16 protein-coding genes are annotated in these 19,724 nt (G+C 70.1%); 9 read left to right on the top strand and 7 right to left on the bottom strand.

All coding sequences use genetic code 11. From position 1 onward, the window contains the following. Positions 1–125 precede the first annotated feature (125 nt). The 3 genes from OG698_RS33025 to ybaK are packed head-to-tail and all read left to right on the top strand — an operon-like array spanning position 126 to position 2,452. Positions 126–1,121, top strand: a complete 996-nt coding sequence (locus OG698_RS33025; protein WP_406111434.1) for a hypothetical protein — start codon at positions 126–128, stop codon at positions 1,119–1,121. Positions 1,122–1,132: 11 nt separating this feature from the next. Continuing rightward, positions 1,133–1,915 carry an LON peptidase substrate-binding domain-containing protein gene (locus OG698_RS33020; protein WP_399970054.1) on the top strand — a complete coding sequence of 261 codons (783 nt, stop codon included), beginning with the start codon at positions 1,133–1,135 and terminating at the stop codon, positions 1,913–1,915. Positions 1,916–1,951: 36 nt separating this feature from the next. Further along, the gene (ybaK, locus tag OG698_RS33015; RefSeq protein WP_399970383.1) at positions 1,952–2,452 is read left to right on the top strand and encodes a Cys-tRNA(Pro) deacylase; all 501 of its coding nucleotides are present in this window, start codon (positions 1,952–1,954) and stop codon (positions 2,450–2,452) included. A gap of 160 nt (positions 2,453–2,612) precedes the next feature. Here the strand turns inward: ybaK and OG698_RS33010 are convergent, their stop codons facing one another. From OG698_RS33010 to OG698_RS32995, 4 genes are all read right to left on the bottom strand, one after another. Next, positions 2,613–3,263 (bottom strand): AAA family ATPase, encoded by a 651-nt coding sequence (locus OG698_RS33010; RefSeq protein WP_399970052.1) that lies wholly within the window; start codon positions 3,261–3,263, stop codon positions 2,613–2,615. A gap of 34 nt (positions 3,264–3,297) precedes the next feature. Then, on the bottom strand, positions 3,298–4,131 hold the full coding sequence (locus OG698_RS33005) for an ABC transporter permease (protein ID WP_406107344.1): 834 nt from the start codon (positions 4,129–4,131) through the stop codon (positions 3,298–3,300). Between the two features lie 60 nt (positions 4,132–4,191). Continuing rightward, positions 4,192–5,214 (bottom strand): ABC transporter ATP-binding protein, encoded by a 1,023-nt coding sequence (locus OG698_RS33000; RefSeq protein WP_384264324.1) that lies wholly within the window; start codon positions 5,212–5,214, stop codon positions 4,192–4,194. A 367-nt stretch (positions 5,215–5,581) separates the two neighbouring features. Further along, entirely contained in the window at positions 5,582–6,907 is a 1,326-nt protein-coding gene (locus OG698_RS32995; RefSeq protein WP_406107342.1) for an NYN domain-containing protein, read from the bottom strand. A 308-nt stretch (positions 6,908–7,215) separates the two neighbouring features. On the opposite strand from OG698_RS32995, the gene OG698_RS32990 reads away from it, so the two are divergent. Next, positions 7,216–7,395, top strand: coding sequence for a hypothetical protein (locus OG698_RS32990; protein ID WP_116502594.1), 180 nt, complete (start codon positions 7,216–7,218; stop codon positions 7,393–7,395). 117 nt (positions 7,396–7,512) lie between these two features. Here the strand turns inward: OG698_RS32990 and dnaE are convergent, their stop codons facing one another. Continuing rightward, entirely contained in the window at positions 7,513–11,052 is a 3,540-nt protein-coding gene (gene dnaE / locus OG698_RS32985; RefSeq protein WP_326776186.1) for a DNA polymerase III subunit alpha, read from the bottom strand. A gap of 225 nt (positions 11,053–11,277) precedes the next feature. Between dnaE and OG698_RS32980 the strand changes: the two genes are divergently transcribed. From OG698_RS32980 to OG698_RS32960, 5 genes are all read left to right on the top strand, one after another. Continuing rightward, positions 11,278–12,603 carry a DUF2252 domain-containing protein gene (locus OG698_RS32980; protein WP_399970045.1) on the top strand — a complete coding sequence of 442 codons (1,326 nt, stop codon included), beginning with the start codon at positions 11,278–11,280 and terminating at the stop codon, positions 12,601–12,603. 65 nt (positions 12,604–12,668) lie between these two features. Then, on the top strand, positions 12,669–13,376 hold the full coding sequence (locus tag OG698_RS32975) for a hypothetical protein (RefSeq protein ID WP_406107339.1): 708 nt from the start codon (positions 12,669–12,671) through the stop codon (positions 13,374–13,376). Positions 13,377–13,437: 61 nt separating this feature from the next. Then, entirely contained in the window at positions 13,438–14,256 is an 819-nt protein-coding gene (locus OG698_RS32970; protein ID WP_406107337.1) for a thioredoxin domain-containing protein, read from the top strand. A gap of 120 nt (positions 14,257–14,376) precedes the next feature. Then, a complete protein-coding gene (locus OG698_RS32965) occupies positions 14,377–16,056 on the top strand; it encodes an alkaline phosphatase D family protein (RefSeq protein ID WP_406111432.1) in 1,680 nt (559 codons plus the stop codon). A gap of 318 nt (positions 16,057–16,374) precedes the next feature. Continuing rightward, entirely contained in the window at positions 16,375–17,373 is a 999-nt protein-coding gene (locus tag OG698_RS32960; protein ID WP_406107336.1) for a zinc metalloprotease, read from the top strand. 4 nt (positions 17,374–17,377) lie between these two features. On the opposite strand, the gene OG698_RS32955 is transcribed toward OG698_RS32960, so the two are convergent. Together OG698_RS32955 and OG698_RS32950 are read right to left on the bottom strand one after the other, a co-directional pair. Further along, positions 17,378–17,947, bottom strand: coding sequence for a dienelactone hydrolase family protein (locus OG698_RS32955; RefSeq protein WP_406107335.1), 570 nt, complete (start codon positions 17,945–17,947; stop codon positions 17,378–17,380). Between the two features lie 52 nt (positions 17,948–17,999). Then, a complete protein-coding gene (locus OG698_RS32950; protein ID WP_399970038.1) occupies positions 18,000–19,586 on the bottom strand; it encodes a Na+/H+ antiporter in 1,587 nt (528 codons plus the stop codon). Positions 19,587–19,724: the final 138 nt, after the last annotated feature.

The raw sequence follows: 19,724 nt of genomic DNA, 5'->3' as shown, positions 1-19,724 counted from the left end.
TTTTGCCGGAACGCGGGCAACCATGGGCGTATTTCAGCCGTCATCCCAGCGCAACCATCAACCGAGCGACGGGGAGCGGGGTCCACACCTTGGCACTGCTGCGCGCCCTCATCCGCACCGCGCGGATGGTCCGCCACACCTCGGGTCTCGCGGCCGGCCTGCCCGCCGACGACGACGTCCTCCTGGACGTCCCCGACGAACGCCTCGCGCCCGCGCTCGTCGCCGCGGGCCGGGGCGAGTACGAGGCGGCCGCCAAGCTGCTCGCCGCCACCCGCGAGGCCGGCGAGTGGGAGAACAGGGACCGCTACGTCACCCGGCTCGCCGCCTTCGCCAGATCGCGCGGCGAATGGTTCGACGACTGGCGGTTCGCGGCGCCCCACGACCCGGACGCCCTCCTCGTCAAGGCCGAGCTGGAAGTCGCGCGCGGCTGGGAGTCGCCCGCCCGCGCCGAGCTGCTGCGCGAGGTGACGCCGCTGATCACCGCCGCCGCCGAGGGCGACCCCGGCGACCCGGTGCCATGGCGGGTCGCCCTCGACCACGCGCGCGGCACGAACGCCTCGCACACCGTCTTCGAGAAGCTCTGGGCCGAGGCCGTGCGCCGCTCCCCGCACCACTACGGCTGCCATGTGTCGGCGCTCCAGTACCTGTCGGCCGCCTGGTACGGCTCGCACCGCGAGTGCTTCGACTTCGCCGAGCGCGCGGCGCAGGACGCCCTGCCCGGTTCCCTGGTGCAGGCGCTCCCGGTGCGGGCCGCGTTCGCGTACCTGACGAGCCAGGAGGGCCCGGGACCGGCCGCGAAGGTGCCCCGCGAGCGCCTGGACGAGGCCGCCGACCTGGCGATCGCCCTGTCCCGCGAGTACACCGCCGACGACCCCTGGCCGGCCGAGGTCCGCAACCTCCTGATCTACGTCCTGGTCCGTCTGGAGCGCTGGTCCGACGCCCTGGAACAGCTGCGCCTGACCGGCCCGTACGCGACGTCGTTCCCCTGGGACCGGATCTCGGACGACCCGCTCGGACAGTTCCTGGAACTGCGCGACGGGGTACGGATCGAGGTCGCCGCGGCCCGTACGCTCGGGGGTCGCGACACCGGTCGCGGACCTCTCACCTCCGGCTCCCATTAGGCTTGACCGTCGTGACCACCGTCCGGCTTCCGCTCTTTCCGCTCAACTCGGTGCTGTTCCCGGGACTCGTGCTTCCGCTGAACGTGTTCGAGGAGCGCTATCGCGCCATGATGCGCGACCTGCTGAAGACCTCCTCCGGGGGTTCCGAGGCTTCCGGCGACCCCGCCGACTCCGACGAGCCGCGGCGGTTCGCCGTCGTGGCGATCCGCGACGGCCACGAGGTCGCGCCCAGCGCCCCCGGCATGCCGGACAAGGCGGCGAAGACCGCCGCCGAGGCGGGCCCGGCCGCGGGCTTCGGCGACGACCCGATCAAGGCCCTGCACGGCGTGGGCTGCATCGCGGACGCCGCGACGATCCGCGAGCGCGCCGACGGCAGCTTCGAGGTGCTCGCCACCGGCACGACCCGCGTGAAGGTGCACTCGGTCGACGCGTCGGGCGCCTATCTGACCGCCGAGGTCGAGGAGCTGCCCGAGGAGCCGGGTGACGAGGCGGGCGCCCTCGCCGAGGGCGTGCTGCGCGCCTTCCGCTCGTATCAGAAGCGGCTCGCGGGCGCCCGTGAGCGCTCCCTGGCCACGGGCGCCGACCTGCCGGACGACCCGTCCGTCGTGTCGTACCTGGTGGCCGCGGCGGCCGTCCTCGACGTGCCCACGAAGCAGCGCCTCCTCCAGGCCCCGGACACGGCGTCGCGCCTGCGCGACGAGCTGAAACTCCTTCGCGCCGAGACGGCGATCATCCGTAATCTGCCGTCCTTGCCGGCCGGCGACCTGACCCGGCAGGCGACCAGCCTCAACTGACGTGGCCGGTCCCGACTGACGTAAGGCATGAGGACGTTGGCGAAGAAGTCCAAGAAGCAGCAGTCCGGGGGTACTCCCGCGACCGTGGCGCTCACCGCCGCGGGCACGCCCTTCACGACGCACGCGTACGAGCACGACCCTGCCCATCCCTCGTACGGGGACGAGGCGGCGGAGGCGATGGGTGTCTCCCCCGACCGGGTGTTCAAGACGCTCGTCGCCGACGTGGACGGCGAGCTGACCGTCGCCGTCGTGCCCGTGGCCGGCCAGCTCGACCTGAAGGCCCTGGCCACGGCGGTCGGCGGCAAGCGGGCCGCGATGGCGGACCCGGCGGCGGCGGAGCGCACCACGGGCTATGTGCGGGGCGGCATCTCCCCGCTGGGCCAGCGCAAGAAGCTGCGTACGGTCCTGGACGACTCGGCGCGGGCGCACGACACGATCTGCGTCTCGGCGGGCCGCCGCGGCCTGGAGGTGGAGCTGGCCCCCACGGACCTGGCGACGCTCACGTCCGCGGTCCTGGCCCCCATCGGCCGCATCTGACGCCGCCGACCCCCGGCAACCCGGAATCCCCGCCACCTCTCGACGCACGACATGTCCTCGGCTAAATACCGAGGACATGTCGAAGAGGACGCGCAAGCGGAAGTGGCGGGTCAGGAAGCACAAGGCCAATCACGGGCGCAGGCCCGCCTGAGAGCCGCCCTCAGGGAGCCGGAGGGGTGTCCTGCGGGTAGTGGGTGTCGAAGTACGGGTCGGGATCGCGGGGCCCGAACAGGCCGGTCAGGCCGAGGTGGACGATCATCGCGGCGAGCGGCCAGGCGAGGAGCGCGCCCTTCGCGTTGAGTTCGAGCGGCGCGTCGAACGTGACGCCCTTGCCGACCTCCTTGGCGTGGGCCGCCACGTCCTGCGTCGGGCCGAGCCAGATCCCGAACCGCCAGGCGAGAAGCCCGCCGAGGAGTCCGCCGAGGGCCAGGGCGACGACGAGCGGTACGCCGCCGCGCTTGCGCCACAGGAACACGGCGACCGCGCTGACCACGCCGAACGCGACGCCGAGCAGGGTGAACGTTCCGTCGACGCCGACGGCCTGCTCGCCCTCGGTGTCCTTGAGGTAGACGGCCTGCGCGTCCGCGACGAGCGGCACGTGCGGCGCGAGCCACATCCACAGCGCCCCCAGGAGCAGCCCGCACACGGCCAGCGTGACCGTGACGACGGCGGCCTCCCGCAACTCGGTCCTCATCCCTGGCCCGTCCTCCTGGTGCTCGTGAGCGTGCGACGGCACAGCACCCGCGGGCCCGGAGGCCTGCCAGGGGTCGTGCTGGGGTTGCTGGGGTCGTGGCGTCAGCGGTGCGGTCACCCTGCCATCGTGCCAGGCGCCCGCGAACCGCGCGTCACCGGACGGCTGCCCGGCGGTATGCCCAGGTCGCGAGGGCCAGCGAGGCGACGCCGACGCCCGCGCAGACACCCAGATCGAGGAGCACGACGCCCCAGTCCGGATGCGCACCGAAGGTGCGGGCGAAGGCCTCGACGCCGTACGTCGACGGCAGCAGATCGCGCGCGTACTGGATGATCCCCGGCATGCGGTCGGCCGGCAGGACGCCGAGCAGGAGCGCCGCGGACATGCCCAACTGACCGAGCAGCGTGGCCAGTTCGGGCCGCGGCGCGAGCAGCCCGAGCGCGGCGCCGAGCCCGGAGAGCGCGGCACCGGCGAGCGGGATGACGGCGGCGAGCACCCACAGGTGCGCGAGCGGGAGCTGGAACATGACACAGCCGACGACGGCGGTCACCACGGTCCCCGGCACGGTGAAGGAGGCGTACGCACCGGCGGCGCCCAGCACCACGGCGGCGGGCGGCACGGGCAGTGTCGCGTAATGGTCGAGCCCGCCGGCGGCCCGCAACTGCCCGAAATACTGCGCGAGCAGATTAAGAGCCACAAACGCCACAACCAGCACACTGGACCCGGCGACAACGGCCTGGGCCTCCCGGCCCCCGTCCACCACGCCCCGCATCAGGATCATGATGCCGACGGACTGGAAGGTGGCGACGAAGAGCAGCGGGATCCTGGCGACGCGCGCCCGCGAGAGCTGAGCGCGGTACACGGCCGCGAGGGACGGCAGGAGCCGGGCCCTCGGGGCGAGCTCGCCGACGGCGTCAGCCTCGGCGCTCGGCCCGCTCGCGCCCGCCCGGGCACCGCCCTGAAGGACCTCAGCGGGTACGACACTCACGGTGCGCGACTCCTGTCGTGACTGTTCCGTCGGGTACTACGTCCATGGGGGCCGCCGTGTTCAAGACTTCACCAGCCCCTTGGCCTCGCCGCCGAGCGCCAGATACACATCTTCCAGGCTCGGCGTGGTCAGGGAGAAATCGTCAAGGGCGGCGAACGCGGGGCCGCCGGTGACGGCGGCGACGGCGGCCCGCGCCTCGTCGGGGCCGAGCCGCAGCGACCAACGGCGCCCGGACTCGACGGCAAAGGCCCGCAGCGCGGCGACGGCAGGCACATCGAGCGGCGCCCGTTCCCGCCACACGAGCTCGACGCGCACCTCGCCGGCGACCTTCTCCTTCAGCCCGGCCGGGGTGTCGCAGGCGATGACGCGCCCACGGTCCAGAACAGCGACGCGATCGAGCACGGTCTCGGCCTCGATGACGTTATGGGTGACCAGCACGACCGTGGCGCCGCTCTCGGCCCGCCGCCGGTCGACGGCGGCCCAGACGGCCCGACGGGCGACGGGATCCATCCCCGTGGTCGGCTCGTCCAGCACAAGCAGCGGCCGCTCCCCGACAAGGGCAGCAGCAAAGCAGGCAAGCCGCCGCTGCCCGCCGGAAAGCTTCTTCAGGGGCCGCGACGCGATCGCCCCGAGCCCCAGCTCCTCGACCACGGCGTCCCGCTCGGCGCGGGCCGTACGCAGATCGAGCCCCCGCAGCCGCCCGGTCGTCTCGGCGGCGAGCGACACGGTCAGCTCGTCCAGAGCGCTCGACTCCTGCCCCAGATAGGCAAGAATCCGCGAGGCCCGCTCCGGATACCGGACGATGTCGTGCCCCAGAATCCCGACGCTCCCGCTGTCGGGCCGCATCAGCCCGGTCAGCTGCCGTACGAGGGTGGACTTACCGGCGCCGTTCGGCCCGAGCAGCCCGAAGATCTCCCCGCGCCGGATCTCGAGGGACACCCCGTCGGTGGCCCGGATCGCGGCGCTCCCGGGCGCTCCGCGACGCCCGCGGGTGGCGGGATACGTACGCACGAGATCCCGCACGACGCACACCACATCCCCCCGTCGCCCTCTGGGGGCCGCCTGTGCCGTGCGCGTACTCACGAAGGACGAGAGTACGGGGTCGCACCCTCCCGACGACGCCCGGGTAGGGACATGCCACCGAAATCGGGACGCGCCCCGCACCCATCCACGTACAGGCACCGAGGGACCCCCCGCCCCAGAACAGCGGCACCCGCGACCGAACGAAAGGGGCCGGGCCGGTATGTCCGCCCGGAGCCGGCACACACTACTGACGCCTACGAAATCCGACGCCGAACCATCCAAGCGAGGACGGACATACCGGCGCGGCCCCGCACCCACCCACACGGCCCGGCGCGAGAACACCAGCCCAGCAAGGCCCGCACCCGACACCCGGCACCGGCACCGGCACCGGCACCGGCACGAGCGCCACCCCAGGCAGGACCGCCTCCTACTCCGCAGCAACCCGCTCCGCAGCGCTACGCACATCGACCTCGCGCCAGAACCCGGCCCGAATCGCATACCGATCGTGCTCGTCGATCTGATCGTCCTTATGGGCAAGGAGCCCGAACCGCGCGGCATACCGCAGCAGCTCCCCGTCAATGCGATGCGGCACCCGGGGATACATGGCGGACAGCTTCTGCAACTCCACCTGGTCCCCCAGCCGCTCCATCCACCGCCGGGCGAACACCTGCCCCACCTCGAAGGGGTCGCCCCCGACGGTGGTGATGTCCTCCTCGCGGTCGGCCCACCGCTGCTCCGCGGTGGTCAGCTGCGCCAGCGTCGGCAGGGACGCCGCGTCCGCGGACTCCCCCACGACCCCGGGCCGCTCGACCCACCCCTTGTCGGACGACCACCGCAGCGTCGCGTTGGCGGGGTGCTGCGCGGGATGGACCTGAGGATGCACGCCGAGCCCAGGAGCGGCACCTGGCCCCCGCAGGGCCGCGAGGTCCTTGGGCGTGGGCACGCCCTTCCCCACGCCACCCCGCTCGTCCTCGGTCCCTCCGCCGTCACCTTCACGCGCGGCGACCCCATGATCGGCACCGTCACCGCCCGCCGCACCCCCCGGCCCCCCGCCGGAGACGGAGGCGCCACCACCACCCGCCACATCGGACAGATCAGCGGAGCGCCCCGCCGCGGAGGCAAGCGCCGACTCGGGCAGCGGCGCGGACAGAATCGCCGCGATCTCCGGCCGCGGAGCGGGCTGCGGCGCACAGATCCCGCCGACTTCCTTGGCCCGCACGGCCTTGGTGATCCAGGCCCGGTCGAGCACGCGCCGCTCATCGGCCTCGGCGACGAGGTCCTCGGACTGGTTGTAGTCGCCGTCGGCGGCCTGCACGGCCCACAGGTGCACGGCGACCCCGTGCTCCTTCGCGGCCATCATGCCGGGCAGCAGATCGCCGTCGCCGGTGACGAGCACGATGTCGGAGCAGGCGCGATTACGGGCGAGTTCGGTCAGCTCGGCGTGCATCGCCGCGTCGACCCCCTTCTGCGCCCACCGCCCGTCGCTCCGCGTCAACGCGCCGAGCCGCACAGTCACGCGGGGCATCACGCGGAGCCGGCGGTGCTCGGGCTGGGGCACCCGGTCCGGCGCCCCGTCGAACCAGTAGATCCGCAGAAGTGGCCGCTCGGTGTCGGATTCGGCGCGCTCACGCAGCCCCTGGATGAGGGCGACGTGATCGACGGCGATCCGGGACCGGGACGGCTCCCCCGCGAGGAGACTCGCGGCGGCCCCCAGCAGGTAACCGGCGTCCACCAGGACGATGCAACGGTCCACGCGATCCACCCTCTTTCGCTGAATTACCGGCGTCCGGAGGTCCCACGGTGTCGACGATCGCGGGTTCGCTTCGGGTTTCCTTCGAGTCTGCCCGACCACGCGGAGGTTAACGGCCCGAACTCGATCTTCGGCGTGGCGGATCGGACGAATTCCCGAATCGGCCCGCTCACAGAACTCCCGATTGCGGCTCCGACAACGCCCTGACAGCGCTTATTACGCACGGTAATTCTCTGAAATGCGTGCCTCGTCAGCATATGTGAATCTGAATCCGGCCCTGGCCCCTAGACCCCCCGCAGGAGGCAGTCACCATGGCCAAGAACAAGAACCGCAAGCAGGGCGACCAGCGCAGCCGCGCTTCCGCCTCCGAGCAGGCGTCCGAGCAGGCCAAGTCGGCCGGTATGGAAGCCCAGTCGGAGATGCAGTCGCAGGCTCAGGGCACCCCCGCGGACGTTGCCCGTAAGCACCAGCGCCGCTTCGGCCACAACTGACGCCTTCCGCAAGGCAGGTAGCCCTTTGGGCACACAGTGAGGGACGTTCCCGGAATCTTCCGGGAACGCCCCTCACTCACGTAACCGCCAACGCCTCAGGCCCCGCAGCCTGCCGCCTCAGCCCGCCAGACAGGACGGCCCGAGCAGCACCTTGAGGTCGCCGAAGAGCGCGGGATCGGGCTGCACGCGGTGCCGGTCGAGCCGCAGCACCGTTGTCTTACGGGCCCCTTGGAGCTTGATCCGCACCTCGCTGTTGCCCTTGTGGTGGCTGAGGATCTCGCCGAGCCTGCTGACCATCGGCGGGGTCACCTTCACCGTGGGGATGGTGATCGTCACGGGCGCATTGGTCCCGGCGTTCGACAGGTCGGGGACCATGAGTTCCATCGCGACGAGGCGCGGCACGTCCTCGCGCTTGTCGAGGCGGCCCTTGACGAACACGACGGCGTCCTCGACGAGTTGGGTCGACACCAGCTGGTACGTCGCCGGGAAGAACATGCACTCGATGGAGCCGGCCAGGTCCTCGACGGTCGCGATGGCCCAGGCGTTGCCCTGCTTGGTCATCTTGCGCTGGAGGCCGGAGATGATGCCGCCGATGGTGACGATCGACCCGTCCGAGTAGTCGCCGCCGGTGAGCTGGCCGATGCCCGCGTCCGCCTTGTCGGACAGCACGTGTTCGAGTCCGAACAGCGGGTGGTCGGAGACGTACAGGCCGAGCATCTCGCGCTCCTGGGCGAGGAGATACGTCTTCTCCCACTCGTCCTCGGAGAATTCGACGTCGAGCCCGAAGCCCGGCTCGCTGCTGTCCTCCTCGCCCATGCCGCCGAAGAGGTCGAACTGGCCCTCGGCCTCCTTGCGCTTGACCTGTACGACGTTGTCGATCATCGGCTCGTACTGTGCGGTGAGGCCCTTGCGGGTGTGCCCCATCGTGTCGAACGCGCCTGCCTTGATCAGCGATTCAGTGGTGCGCTTGTTGCACGCGGCGGCCTCGACCTTGTCGAGGTAGTCGGGGAAGGAGGCGTACTTCCCCTTCGCCTTGCGGCTGCGGATGATCGACTCGACCACGTTCGTACCGACGTTACGGACGGCGGAGAGGCCGAAGAGGATCACGTCGTCGCCCTGGGCGGCGAAGTTGTGCTCGGACTCGTTCACATTCGGCGGGAGGACCTTGATGCCCATGCGGCGGCATTCGTTGAGATAGACCGCGGACTTGTCCTTGTCGTCCTTCACCGACGTGAGCAGCGCGGCCATGTACTCGGCCGGGTAGTTCGCCTTGAGGTAGGCGGTCCAGTAGGTGACAAGGCCGTACGCGGAGGAGTGCGCCTTGTTGAACGCGTATCCGGCGAACGGCACCAGGACGTCCCACAGGGCCTGGATCGCCGCGTCGGAGAAGCCCTTCTTCTTGGCGCCCGCCTGGAAGAGGACGAAGTTCTTCTCCAGCTCCTCCGGCTTCTTCTTGCCCATCACGCGGCGCAGGATGTCGGCCTCGCCGAGCGAGTAGCCGGCGATGATCTGGGCGGCCTTCTGCACCTGCTCCTGGTACACGATGAGGCCGTAGGTGAGACCCAGGGTCTCCTTCAGCGGCTCTTCGAGCTCCGGGTGGATCGGGGTGATCTCCTGGCGCCCGTTCTTGCGCTCCGCGTAGTTCGTGTGCGAGTTCATTCCCATCGGGCCCGGCCGGTACAGGGCCGAGACGGCGGAAATGTCCTCGAAGTTGTCGGGCTGCATCTGGCGGAGCAGGGAGCGCATCGGGCCGCCGTCGAACTGGAACACGCCGAGCGTGTCACCGCGGCAGAGCATCTCGTACGTCTTGGGGTCGTCCAGCGGCAGGGCGAGCATCTCCAGGTCGACGCCCTTGTTGGCCTTCACCATCTTGACGGCGTCGTCCATGATCGTGAGGTTGCGCAGGCCGAGGAAGTCCATCTTCAGCAGGCCGAGCGACTCGCACTGCGGGTAGTCCCACTGCGTGATGGTGACGCCGTCGGTGTGCCGCGTCCAGAGCGGGGCGTGGTCGACGATGGGCTCGCTGGACATGATGACGCCGGCGGCGTGCACGCCCATCTGCCGGACCAGGCCCTCGACGCCCTTGGCGGTGTCGATGACCTTCTTGACGTCCGGCTCGTTCTCGTACATCCCCCGGATCTCGCCCGCCTCGCTGTAGCGCGGGTGGGCGGGGTCGGTGATGCCCGACAGGTCGATGCCCTTGCCGAGGACGTCGGCGGGCATCGCCTTGGTGAGGCGGTCGCCCATCGCGTACGGGTAGCCGAGGACGCGCGCGGAGTCCTTGATCGCGTTCTTGGCCTTGATCTTTCCGTAGGTGCCGATCATGGCGACCTTGTCGGCGCCGTACTTCTCGGTCACGTACCTGATCACTTCGACGCGCCTGCGCTCGTCGAAGTCGATGTCGACATCGGGCATGGAGACGCGCTCGGGGTTGAGGAACCGCTCGAAGATCAGTCCGTGCGTGATCGGGTCGAGGTCGGTGATGCCCATGGCGTACGCGACGATCGAACCGGCCGCCGAACCACGGCCCGGGCCCACCGCGATCCCGTTGTTCTTGGCCCACATGATGAAGTCGGCGACGACCAGGAAGTACCCGGGGAACCCCATCTGGATGATGATGTCCATCTCGTACTCGGCCTGCTTCTGCCGGTCCTCGGGGACGCCGCCCGGGTAGCGGCGGCCCATGCCGACCCGGACCTCCTCCTGGAACCAGGTGACCTCGGTGAAGCCGTCCGGGATCTCGAACTTGGGCATCAGGTCGCGCTTCTCGAACATGCCCGTGGTGTCGATCTGCTCGGCGACCAGGAGCGTGTTGGCGCAGCCCTCCTGCCAGGCGTCCGAGGAGTCGATGGCGTACATCTCGTCGGTCGTCTTGAGGTAGTAGCCCGTGCCGTCGAAGCGGAAGCGGTCCGGGTCCGAGAGGTTCTTGCCGGTCTGGATGCAGAGCAGGGCGTCGTGCGCGGTCGCCTCGTGCGCGTACGTGTAGTGCGAGTCGTTCGTCACCAGGGGCGGGATGCCGAGCTTCTTGCCGACCCGCAGCAGGTCGTCGCGGACCCGGCGCTCGATGTCGATGCCGTGGTCCATCAGCTCCAGGAAGTACCGGTCCTTGCCGAAGATGTCCTGGTACTCGGCCGCCGCCTTGACCGCCTCGTCGAACTGGCCGAGGCGAAGGCGCGTCTGGAGCTCACCGGACGGGCAGCCGGTCGAGGCGATGAGCCCCTCCGACCACTGGGAGATCGTCTCCTTGTCCATGCGCGGCCACTTCGTCAGCCAGCCCTCCGCGTACGCGTCCGAGGACAGCTTGAAGAGGTTGTGCAGGCCCGTGCTGTTCGCCGCCCAGATCGTCTTGTGGGTGTAACCACCCGAGCCGGAGACGTCGTCCCGCTTCTGGTGCGGCTGGCCCCACTGGACCTTGCGCTTGTTGCGCCGGGACTCGGGGGCGACGTACGCCTCGATCCCGATGATCGGGACGACCCCGGACTTCTTCGCCGTGTGGAAGAAGTCGTACGCCCCGTGGAGGTTGCCGTGGTCGGACATGGCGATGTGCGTCATGCCCATTTCATTGCAGGCGTTGAACATGTCCTTGAGCCGCGCGGCACCGTCCAGCAGCGAGTACTGGGTGTGGACGTGCAGGTGCGTGAACGGCGGCTTTGACACGACTTCGGCCTCCAACGAAAACGGACGGAAACGGACCGGTGACGGGCAGCGGTCAGTCTCGGGGGACAGCTTGGAAGTCTACGGGTGGCCGCTGACAACCGACGGGCACTCAGGGGTACGGTCGTGCGTTGGACAGGGCAGCACAGCTGTCCCCCACGTCACGATCCACGGTCACCATCCACCGTCACCCCCGACGGCACAGCCCGCACCAGGAGGCACCCCGCGATGTCGGTCCCGCAGCCCACCGCTGAGCAGCGCGGCGAGCAGATCCTCACCGTCTTCGACACCGCGTTCGGCGAGCTCCTGGCCGCCGACCCCGCGGCGTTCCGGGTCAAGTTCCGGAAGATGGCCTCGTCCGCCTTCGCGTTCTACCGCGGCACGGCGTGCCTGTTCTACGCGGACCTGGAGCGCGAGCGGCACGGCGGCCCGTACCTGGACGACCGCACGGGCCGGGTGTGGATCCACGGCGATCTGCACGCGGAGAACTTCGGCACGTACATGGACTCCACGGGCCGCCTGATCTTCAATGTGAACGACTTCGACGAGGCGTACGTCGGCCCCTTCACCTGGGACCTCAAGCGCTTCGCCGCCTCCGTGGCGCTGATCGGCTACTCCAAGGCACTCAGTGACGAGCAGATCACCGAGCTGGTGGGCACGTACGCGGGCGCGTACCGCGAGCGGATCCACGCGCTGGCGACGGGCGCGAAGACCGACGAGGTGCCGCCCTTCACCCTGGACACCGCCGAGGGCCCGCTCCTGGACGCGCTGCGCGACGCCCGCTCCCTGACGCGCTTCGGGCTGCTCGACTCGATGACCGAGATCCGTGACTTCGAGCGCCGCTTCGCGCCCGGCGGCGGCTCCATCGAGCTCGACGCGGCCACGCGCTACAAGGTCCTCGCGGCCTTCGACGGGTATCTGGAGACGCTCCCCGAGTCGTCCCTGACCCGTCCCGACTCGTACCGCGTGAAGGACGTCGTGGGGCGGCGCGGCATCGGCATCGGCTCCGCGGGCCTGCCCTCGTACAACATCCTTCTGGAGGGCAACAGCGACGCCCTGGAGAACGATGTCGTGATCTATCTCAAGCAGGCGCAGACGCCGGCCGTGTCGCGGCACATCACCGACGCGGCGATCCGCGACTACTTCGAGCACGAGGGCCACCGAACGGTGATCTCGCAGCGCGCCCTGCAGGCGCACGCGGACCCGTGGCTGGGCTGGACCGAACTGGACGGCTCGGGGCAGCTGGTCGCCGAGGTCTCGCCGTACGCGGTGGACCTCGACTGGTCGGACATCGACGACCTGGACGAGATCGCCGCCGTCGTCGCCGACCTCGGCCGGGCCACGGCGACGATGCACGCGGCGGCCGACGACCTGTCCGGGCAGTCCCTGGTGCCGTTCTCCACGGAGCGGGCCATCGACGCGGCGATCGCGGCGGACGAGGACGGCTTCGCGGGCCTCCTGGTCGACTTCGCGCACGACTACGGCGCACGCGCGCGTGCGGACCACCAGATCTTCGTGGACCTCTTCCGCAACGGCCGGATCCCGGGCCTGTAGGCCACACGGGCCGACAACGCTCCCGTAACGCACAGCGACCCTTTAGGGGTCCCTTACAGGAACGCATGGCACACTCCTCCGCGATGGACGACATATCCGGGACCCAGCTCAGAGCCGTGCGCGCGGCGCTCTTCACGGCGCTCGTCGTGATGCTCTCCGCCGCGTCGCACGTCCTGCTGTCCCGGGTCCCCCTTCCGGTGGTGACGATGGCGGCCACGGCCTTCGCCGTCTTCGTCCTCGCGTACGCGCTGGCGGGCCGCGAGCGGAGCTTCGGCCGGATCGCGGCCCTGCTCGTCCCGCTGGAGCTGGCCGCCGACACGGTGTTCACCACGGGCCAGCACGTCTGTTACGGCGCGGCGGGCGGGCCCGTCGCCGGGCCGCTGCGCGCGGTCGGCCTCGACGTCCTGTGCGGCGGCAGCGTCGGCGCGCCGCTGGCCCGCATGACCGGCGGACACACCGACAAGGCCGCCACGCTCCTCGCGCACACCGACCCCGCCGCCGCCTGGCTGCTTCTCGGCGCGCATGTCGCCGTGGGCCTCCTCGCAGCCGCCTGGCTGCGCCGCGGCGAGCAGGCGCTGGCCCAGCTGCTGCGCGCGGTCGCCGGGTTCACCTTCCGGCCGCTGCTGGTCGCCTTCGCCGCGGTGCGGGCCCACCTGGAGCCCGTACGCCGCCTGCCGCGGCGCCCCGCGCGCCGGGTGCGGGCCGCGCGTACGCAGCTGTGGGCGCACTCCGTGGGACGGCGCGGACCGCCGTGCGTGGCCCTGGCCGCCTGAGGCCCGGTCCCAGCACAGCAGTCCCCCCGATGACTTCGCAGAACCCACACGGAGAACGATCATGAGCCAGAGGAACAGCCAGGCCGCGAAGACTGCCGCCCGAGAGCGGCTTCGCGTCGAGCGCGAGCGGCAGGCCAAGAAGGAGAAGACGAAGCGGCAGGTGAAAGTCGCCGGAGCCGTCGTCGCGGTCCTCGCGATAGCCGGCGGCATCGGCTTCGCCGTGATGCAGGGCAACAAGCCCGGCTACTGGGAAGCCGCGAAGGACGACAAGCTGGTCGCGCCCAAGAACACCACGGGCAAGAACAACACGACGGTGACCCTCGGCAAGGACTCCGCCAAGAAGACGCTCATCGCCTACGAGGACTCGCGCTGCCCGGTCTGCGCCGCCTTCGAGCAGACGGTCGGCCCGACGGTGAAGAAGGACCTCGACGACGGCAAGTACAAGATCCAGTACGTCGGCGCCACCTTCCTCGACAAGAACCTCCAGGGCGAGGGTTCCAAGAACGCGCTCAGCGCGCTCGGCTCCGCCCTGAACGTCTCCAAGGACGCCTTCTGGGACTTCAAGGAGGCGCTGTACTCCACGAAGTGGCACCCGGAGGAGACGGACGACAAGTTCAAGGACGACGCCTACCTCATCAAGATCGCGAACACTGTCCCGGAGCTGAAGAACAACTCGGCCTTCCAGAAGGACGTCAAGGACGGCACCTTCGACAAGTGGGCGCTGGAGATGTCGAAGAACTTCGACGACAACAAGTACGGGGTCCAGGGCACCCCGTCGTTCGTGATGGACGGCAAGCAGATCACCGGCTCCGACGGCAAGACCGCGCCCAGCACCGTCGCCGACTACAACACCGCGGTCGACAAGGCGCTCAAGGGCTGACGCGAACCGGCGGCCTCACCGGCTGACGCGCCGTCGAAGTGTGGGCGAACTCTTCGGAGTTCGCCCACACTTTGCTCTTACCGGTCAGTAATGTGATCGCCTGTGACCAGTCGACTCAACATAGACAGCCCTCTCGCCACCGCTGCCGGGACGGCCAACGCCCTTGCCCCGCGCCGCCGTTCGGTCGTGAAGGCCGCCGCCGCCACGGCAGGCGCCGCCGCCCTCGCCCCGCTCGCCACCGCGCCCGCCGCGCACGCGGCCGACGGGCCCGCCTTCCTGCACGGCGTCGCGTCGGGCGACCCGCTGCCCGACGGCGTCCTCCTGTGGACGCGCGTGACGCCCACCCCCGACGCCGTGCCCGGCTCCGGCAAGGGCCCCGACACGGACGTCCGCTGGGAGGTCGCCCAGGACAAGGACTTCCGGCAGGTCGTCGCCCACGGCACCACCACCGCCCGGGCGTCCGCCGACCACACCGTCAAGGCCGATGTAAGGGGCCTGCTCCCGGCGAGCGTCTATTACTTCCGCTTCTCTGTAGAGGGCACCCAGGGCGCCGCGTCCCCTGTGGGCCGTACGCGCACGGCGCCCGCGCTCGACGCGCAGGCCGCGGGCGTCCGGTTCGGCGTGGTCTCGTGCGCCAACTGGGAAGCCGGCTACTTCTCCGCGTACCGCCATCTCGCCGCCCGCACCGACCTGGACGCGGTCCTCCATCTCGGCGACTACATCTACGAGTACAAGAGCGGCGAGTACCCCGAGGCCAAGTACGTCGTACGACAGCACGAGCCGCGGCACGAGATCCTCACGCTCGCCGACTACCGCGTGCGCCACGGCCTGCACAAGACCGACGCCGACGTGATGGCCGTGCACGCAGCGCACCCGCTGATCGCCATCTGGGACGACCACGAGTTCGCCAACGACGCCTGGTCGGGCGGGGCCGAGAACCACACGCCGGACACCGAGGGCGACTGGGCGGCGCGCCAGCAGGCCGCCAAGCAGGCCTACTTCGAGTGGATGCCGGTGCGCCCGTCCACCGCGGGCACCGTCTACCGCCGCCTGCGCTTCGGCAAGCTGGCCGATCTGCACCTGCTCGACCTCCGCTCGTTCCGCTCGCAGCAGTCGACCGTCGGCAACGGCGACGTGGACTCCCCCGAGCGCTCGATCACCGGCCGCGCCCAGCTCGACTGGCTGAAGGCGGGCCTGGCCGCATCCGACGCCTCGTGGAAGCTGGTCGGCACCTCGGTGATGATCTCGCCGGTCGCCTTCGGCTCGCTGCCGGCCCATCTGCTGGAGCCGCTCGCCGAGTTGCTCGGCCTGCCGACGGGCGGCCTCGCGATCAACGTCGACCAGTGGGACGGCTACACGCACGACCGCAAGGAGCTGATCGGGCACCTGCGGGACAAGGCGATCCGCAACACGGTCTTCCTCACCGGCGACATCCACATGGCGTGGGCGAACGACGTGCCGGTAACGGCCGGAACGTATCCGCTCTCCCCGTCCGCGGCCACGGAGTTCGTCGTCACCTCGGTGACCTCCGACAACCTCGACGACATCCTGCACGTGGCTCCGAACACCATCTCGACGGTGGCGGAGGGCGCCATCAAGGCGGCCAACCGCCATGTGAAGTGGCTGGACATGGACGCGCACGGCTACGGCGTCCTCGATGTCACCGCCGAGCGCTCGCAGATGGACTACTACGTCGTCTCCGACCGCAAGGATCCGGCCGCGACGGCCTCCTGGGCCCGCTCCTACCGCACCCTCAACGGCACGCAGAAGGTCGAGCGGGTGAACGCGCCGGTGCGCTGACCCGAACCTCGGGTGGCGGACGAGGGGCCAATTCCGGCCACTCATCGGCGCGTTAAGAACAGATCACACCGCTACGGCGGGTGGTGCTGTCCGCGGATCGAATGCGGACACACCACCCGTCGCGGTAACCGCTCCCGTTACGTACGGATCTCAAACTCCGGACGCCACACGAAAATTTCTTCCCAATGCCCTGAATTGCCGGAGGAAGCACGGTAATTGATTGGGCCAGAACTTCGCTCTTCAAGGAATGACATGGCCACGTAATCTCCCCGCGGCGGCGAGGAAGTTCCTCCCCCCACCCGTCCGCGAGGAGTCCGCATGACCACGCTTGCCCGAATATCTCCGCTGATGCGCCGCCGGCTGATCGGCACCGCCTTGGTGGCCGGAACCCTGGCCATCGCCCCGCTGTCCGCCCCGTCGGGCAGCGCCGCGACCGCCAAGGCGTCGGCCTCGGCGGAGAAGTGCGCCGACAGCGGCAACGCCGTGGCACGCGAGAAGAAGCCCACAGGCGCCGACCACGCGCAGGAGCCGAACGAGGTCAGCGCGGCCAAGGCCAAGTCCATGGACGCGGACATGCAGCGCAGACTCGACAAGATGCGTGCCGACGGAACGCTCTCCAGAGGCCTCGCCGCCGCGTCGACCACCATCCCGGTCTACGTCCACGTCATCCACGACGGCACGACCGGCAAGCTCACGTCGACCGACATCACCAAGCAGATCGACGTCCTGAACGCGGCCTACAGCGGCCAGGGAACCGGCAACAACGACTCGGGCTTCACGTTCACGCTGGCCGGCACCGACTACACGGACAACGCGGCCTGGTACAACGGCATCACGCCCGGCTCCGCCGCCGAGAAGTCCATGAAGTCGACCCTGCGCAAGGGCGGCGCGGGCGCGCTCAACTTCTACACGGCCAACCTCGGCCAGGACCTCCTCGGCTGGGCGACCTTCCCGTCCTCGTACAAGTCGAACCCGTCCGACGACGGCGTGGTCGTCCTCGACACCTCGCTGCCCGGCGGCTCGGCCACCAACTACAACGAGGGCGACACCGGAACCCACGAGATCGGCCACTGGATGGGGCTGTACCACACGTTCCAGGGCGGCTGTAACGGCAACGGTGACTACGTCTCCGACACCCCGGCCGAGAAGAGCGCCGCGTTCGAGTGCCCGACCGGGCGCGACACCTGCACCAACAAGACGGGTGTCGACCCGATCCACAACTTCATGGACTACACCTACGACTCCTGCATGTACCAGTTCACCGCAGGCCAGGTGCAGCGGATGAAGGACAGCTGGACGGCGTACCGCGCGGGCTAGTCGCCTAGAGCGAATCGAGGAAGCCGAGCGCCACCCGCCAGGTGGCCTCGGCCGCCTCCGCGTCGTAGTCCGGCAGTTCGGGGTCGGTGTAGAGGTGACCGGCGCCCGGGTAGCGGTAGACCTCCACGTCGGCGCCGGTCCGGCCCATCTGGAGGTACCAGGCGCTCAGCCAGTCGTCCGTCTCGAACGGGTCGGGCTCGGCGACGTGCAGCTGTACGGGCAACTCGTCGACGGAGGCGTTCTCGGCGATGTCCGAGGTGCCGTGCAGGAGCAGCAGGCCGCGCGCCTTGTCGTCACCGAGGGCCAGGGTCTGCGCGATCGAGGCGCCGAGGGAGAAGCCGGCGTAGACGAGCCCGCGCTCGGAGTACGGAGCGGCAGCGAGGATGGCGCGCTTGAGCAGCTCGTCCTTGCCGATCTCCTCGTTGAAGGCCATGCCCTCCTCGACGGTGTCGAAGGTGCGGCCCTCGAAGAGGTCCGGGGTCCACACCTCGTGTCCGGCGGCCCGCAGCCGGTCGGCCGCGTCACGGACGGCGGGACGCAGGCCGTACGTCGAGTGGAAAAGCATGATGTTCATGGGGCCCATGGTGCCATCCGGGCGCGCCCGTCACCGTCAGCGGCCGCGCCCCTCAGCGCAGGCTGCGCACGTCGAGGTGGCGCAGCACGCGGTCCACGATCTCGGGGTCGGCGCCCGGTTCGCTGCGCGCCGCGAGCACCTCGTGGCGGGCCGCGGAGAGCATCTCGTTCTGGATGCGGCGCACGCGCTTGATCCTTGAGAAGCGCTTGGCCTGCGCCTCCTTGCGTTCCTCGCTGCCCAGTTCGGGGTCGATGCGCAGCCCGATGTCGTAGGCCCTGCGGGCCATCTGGTCGGAGAGGTCGTCGGGCAGCTCCTCGACCTCCTCGATCTCCTTGAGGCGGCGTTTGGCGGCCCTGGCCGCGCGGAGCGCGAGCTGCTGCTCGAACTCCTTCTCCTTCTCGGCGTCCGCCTTGACCCCCAGCTTCTTCACCAGCCAGGGCAGGCTCAGCCCCTGGAGCACGAGGGTGCCCATGATGACGCCGAACGCGATGAAGACGATCTCGTCGCGGTCGGGGAACGGTGACTTGTCGTCCATCGTGAACGGGATGGCGAGGGCCAGCGCGACGGAGGCGACCCCGCGCATTCCGGCCCACCACATGATCACGGTCTCGCGCCAGGAGATGGGGATGTCCTCGTCGAGATCCCGCCGCGCATGCAGACGCCGCGTCAGCCAGGTAGCCGGAAGCAGCCACAGCAGGCGTACGAAGATGACGACCGCCACGACGGTGCCGGCCCAGCCGAGCATCTCGCCCCAGCGGCCGGACGCGGTCCTGATCGCGTTGTGCAGTTCGAGGCCGATGAGGCCGAAGGCGACGCCGGTGACGAGTGTGTCGACGATGTCCCAGAAGGCGCGGCCGGTCAGCCGGGTCATGACGTCGTCCGCGTCGAACGCGTACTCGGCGAGGAAGAGCGCCGTGACGAGTACGGCGAGCACCCCGGAGCCGTGCAACTCCTCGGCCAGCACGTACGAGGCGTACGGCATCAGGAGGGTCAGGCCGATCTGGAGCGTGGAGTCGTCGAGGAAGTCCATCAGCTTGTTCGCGGTCCAGCCGATCACGAGCCCGACGACGAGCGCCACGACGGCGGACAGGAGCAGCGAGACGACGGCCTCCGGCCACGAGAAACTGCCGCTCACGACGGCGGCGATGGCCACGTGGTAGAGCACGATCGCGGTCACGTCGTTGAACAGGCCCTCTCCCTCCAGGGTCGACACCAGGCGGCGGGGCAGGCCGAGTTGGCCGGCCACCGCGGTCGCGGCGACGGGGTCGGGCGGTGCGACGAGGGCGCCGAGCACGACGGCCGCGGCGATCGGCAGGCCCGGCACGATGGCGTTGGCGACGAACGCGACGGCCGCCGTGGTGACGAAGACCAGGGCCACGGCGAGCAGGAAGATCGGTCTCTTGTTCGCGGCGAACTGGCGCCATGACGTGCGCTTCACGGCCGCGTAGAGCAGGGGCGGCAGCAGGATCGGGAGGATCAGGTCGGGCGGGACCTCGACGTTCGGCACGACCGGGAGGAGCGCAAGGCTGATGCCGAGCAGCGTCATCAGCACGGGCGCGGGCAGCCCGAGCCGGTCTCCGAGCGGCACGCTCAGCACGGCCCCGAGCAACAGCACGAACAGCAGGGCCAACTGATCCACGGTGCGCACCCCGGCGAGTAACGGCGGTCAAGCCATCGGACGATCAAGTCCCCAGCGTGCCACGCACGTCGCTCTGTGGTGATTTGTGGCGCGAGTCGGTGCCGTTGGGACCAGGCCGCGCGGCCCTGGGGTCTTTCG

The sequence above is a fragment of the Streptomyces sp. NBC_01003 genome, assembly GCF_045162695.1.
Classification (GTDB): Bacteria; Actinomycetota; Actinomycetes; order Streptomycetales; family Streptomycetaceae; genus Streptomyces.
The sequence above is the reverse complement of the archived record's forward strand: the minus strand, read 5'-3'. Positions and strand labels throughout refer to the sequence as shown.

Coding starts and splice junctions, on each gene's coding strand:
- OG698_RS33025 (WP_406111434.1), top strand. CDS start 126: ATGGTCCGCCACACCTCGGGTCTCGCGGCCGGCCTGCCCGCCGACGAC.
- OG698_RS32990 (WP_116502594.1), top strand. CDS start 7,216: ATGGCCAAGAACAAGAACCGCAAGCAGGGCGACCAGCGCAGCCGCGCT.
- OG698_RS32980 (WP_399970045.1), top strand. CDS start 11,278: ATGTCGGTCCCGCAGCCCACCGCTGAGCAGCGCGGCGAGCAGATCCTC.
- OG698_RS32975 (WP_406107339.1), top strand. CDS start 12,669: ATGGCACACTCCTCCGCGATGGACGACATATCCGGGACCCAGCTCAGA.
- OG698_RS32970 (WP_406107337.1), top strand. CDS start 13,438: ATGAGCCAGAGGAACAGCCAGGCCGCGAAGACTGCCGCCCGAGAGCGG.
- OG698_RS32960 (WP_406107336.1), top strand. CDS start 16,375: ATGACCACGCTTGCCCGAATATCTCCGCTGATGCGCCGCCGGCTGATC.
- OG698_RS32955 (WP_406107335.1), bottom strand. CDS start 17,947: ATGAACATCATGCTTTTCCACTCGACGTACGGCCTGCGTCCCGCCGTC.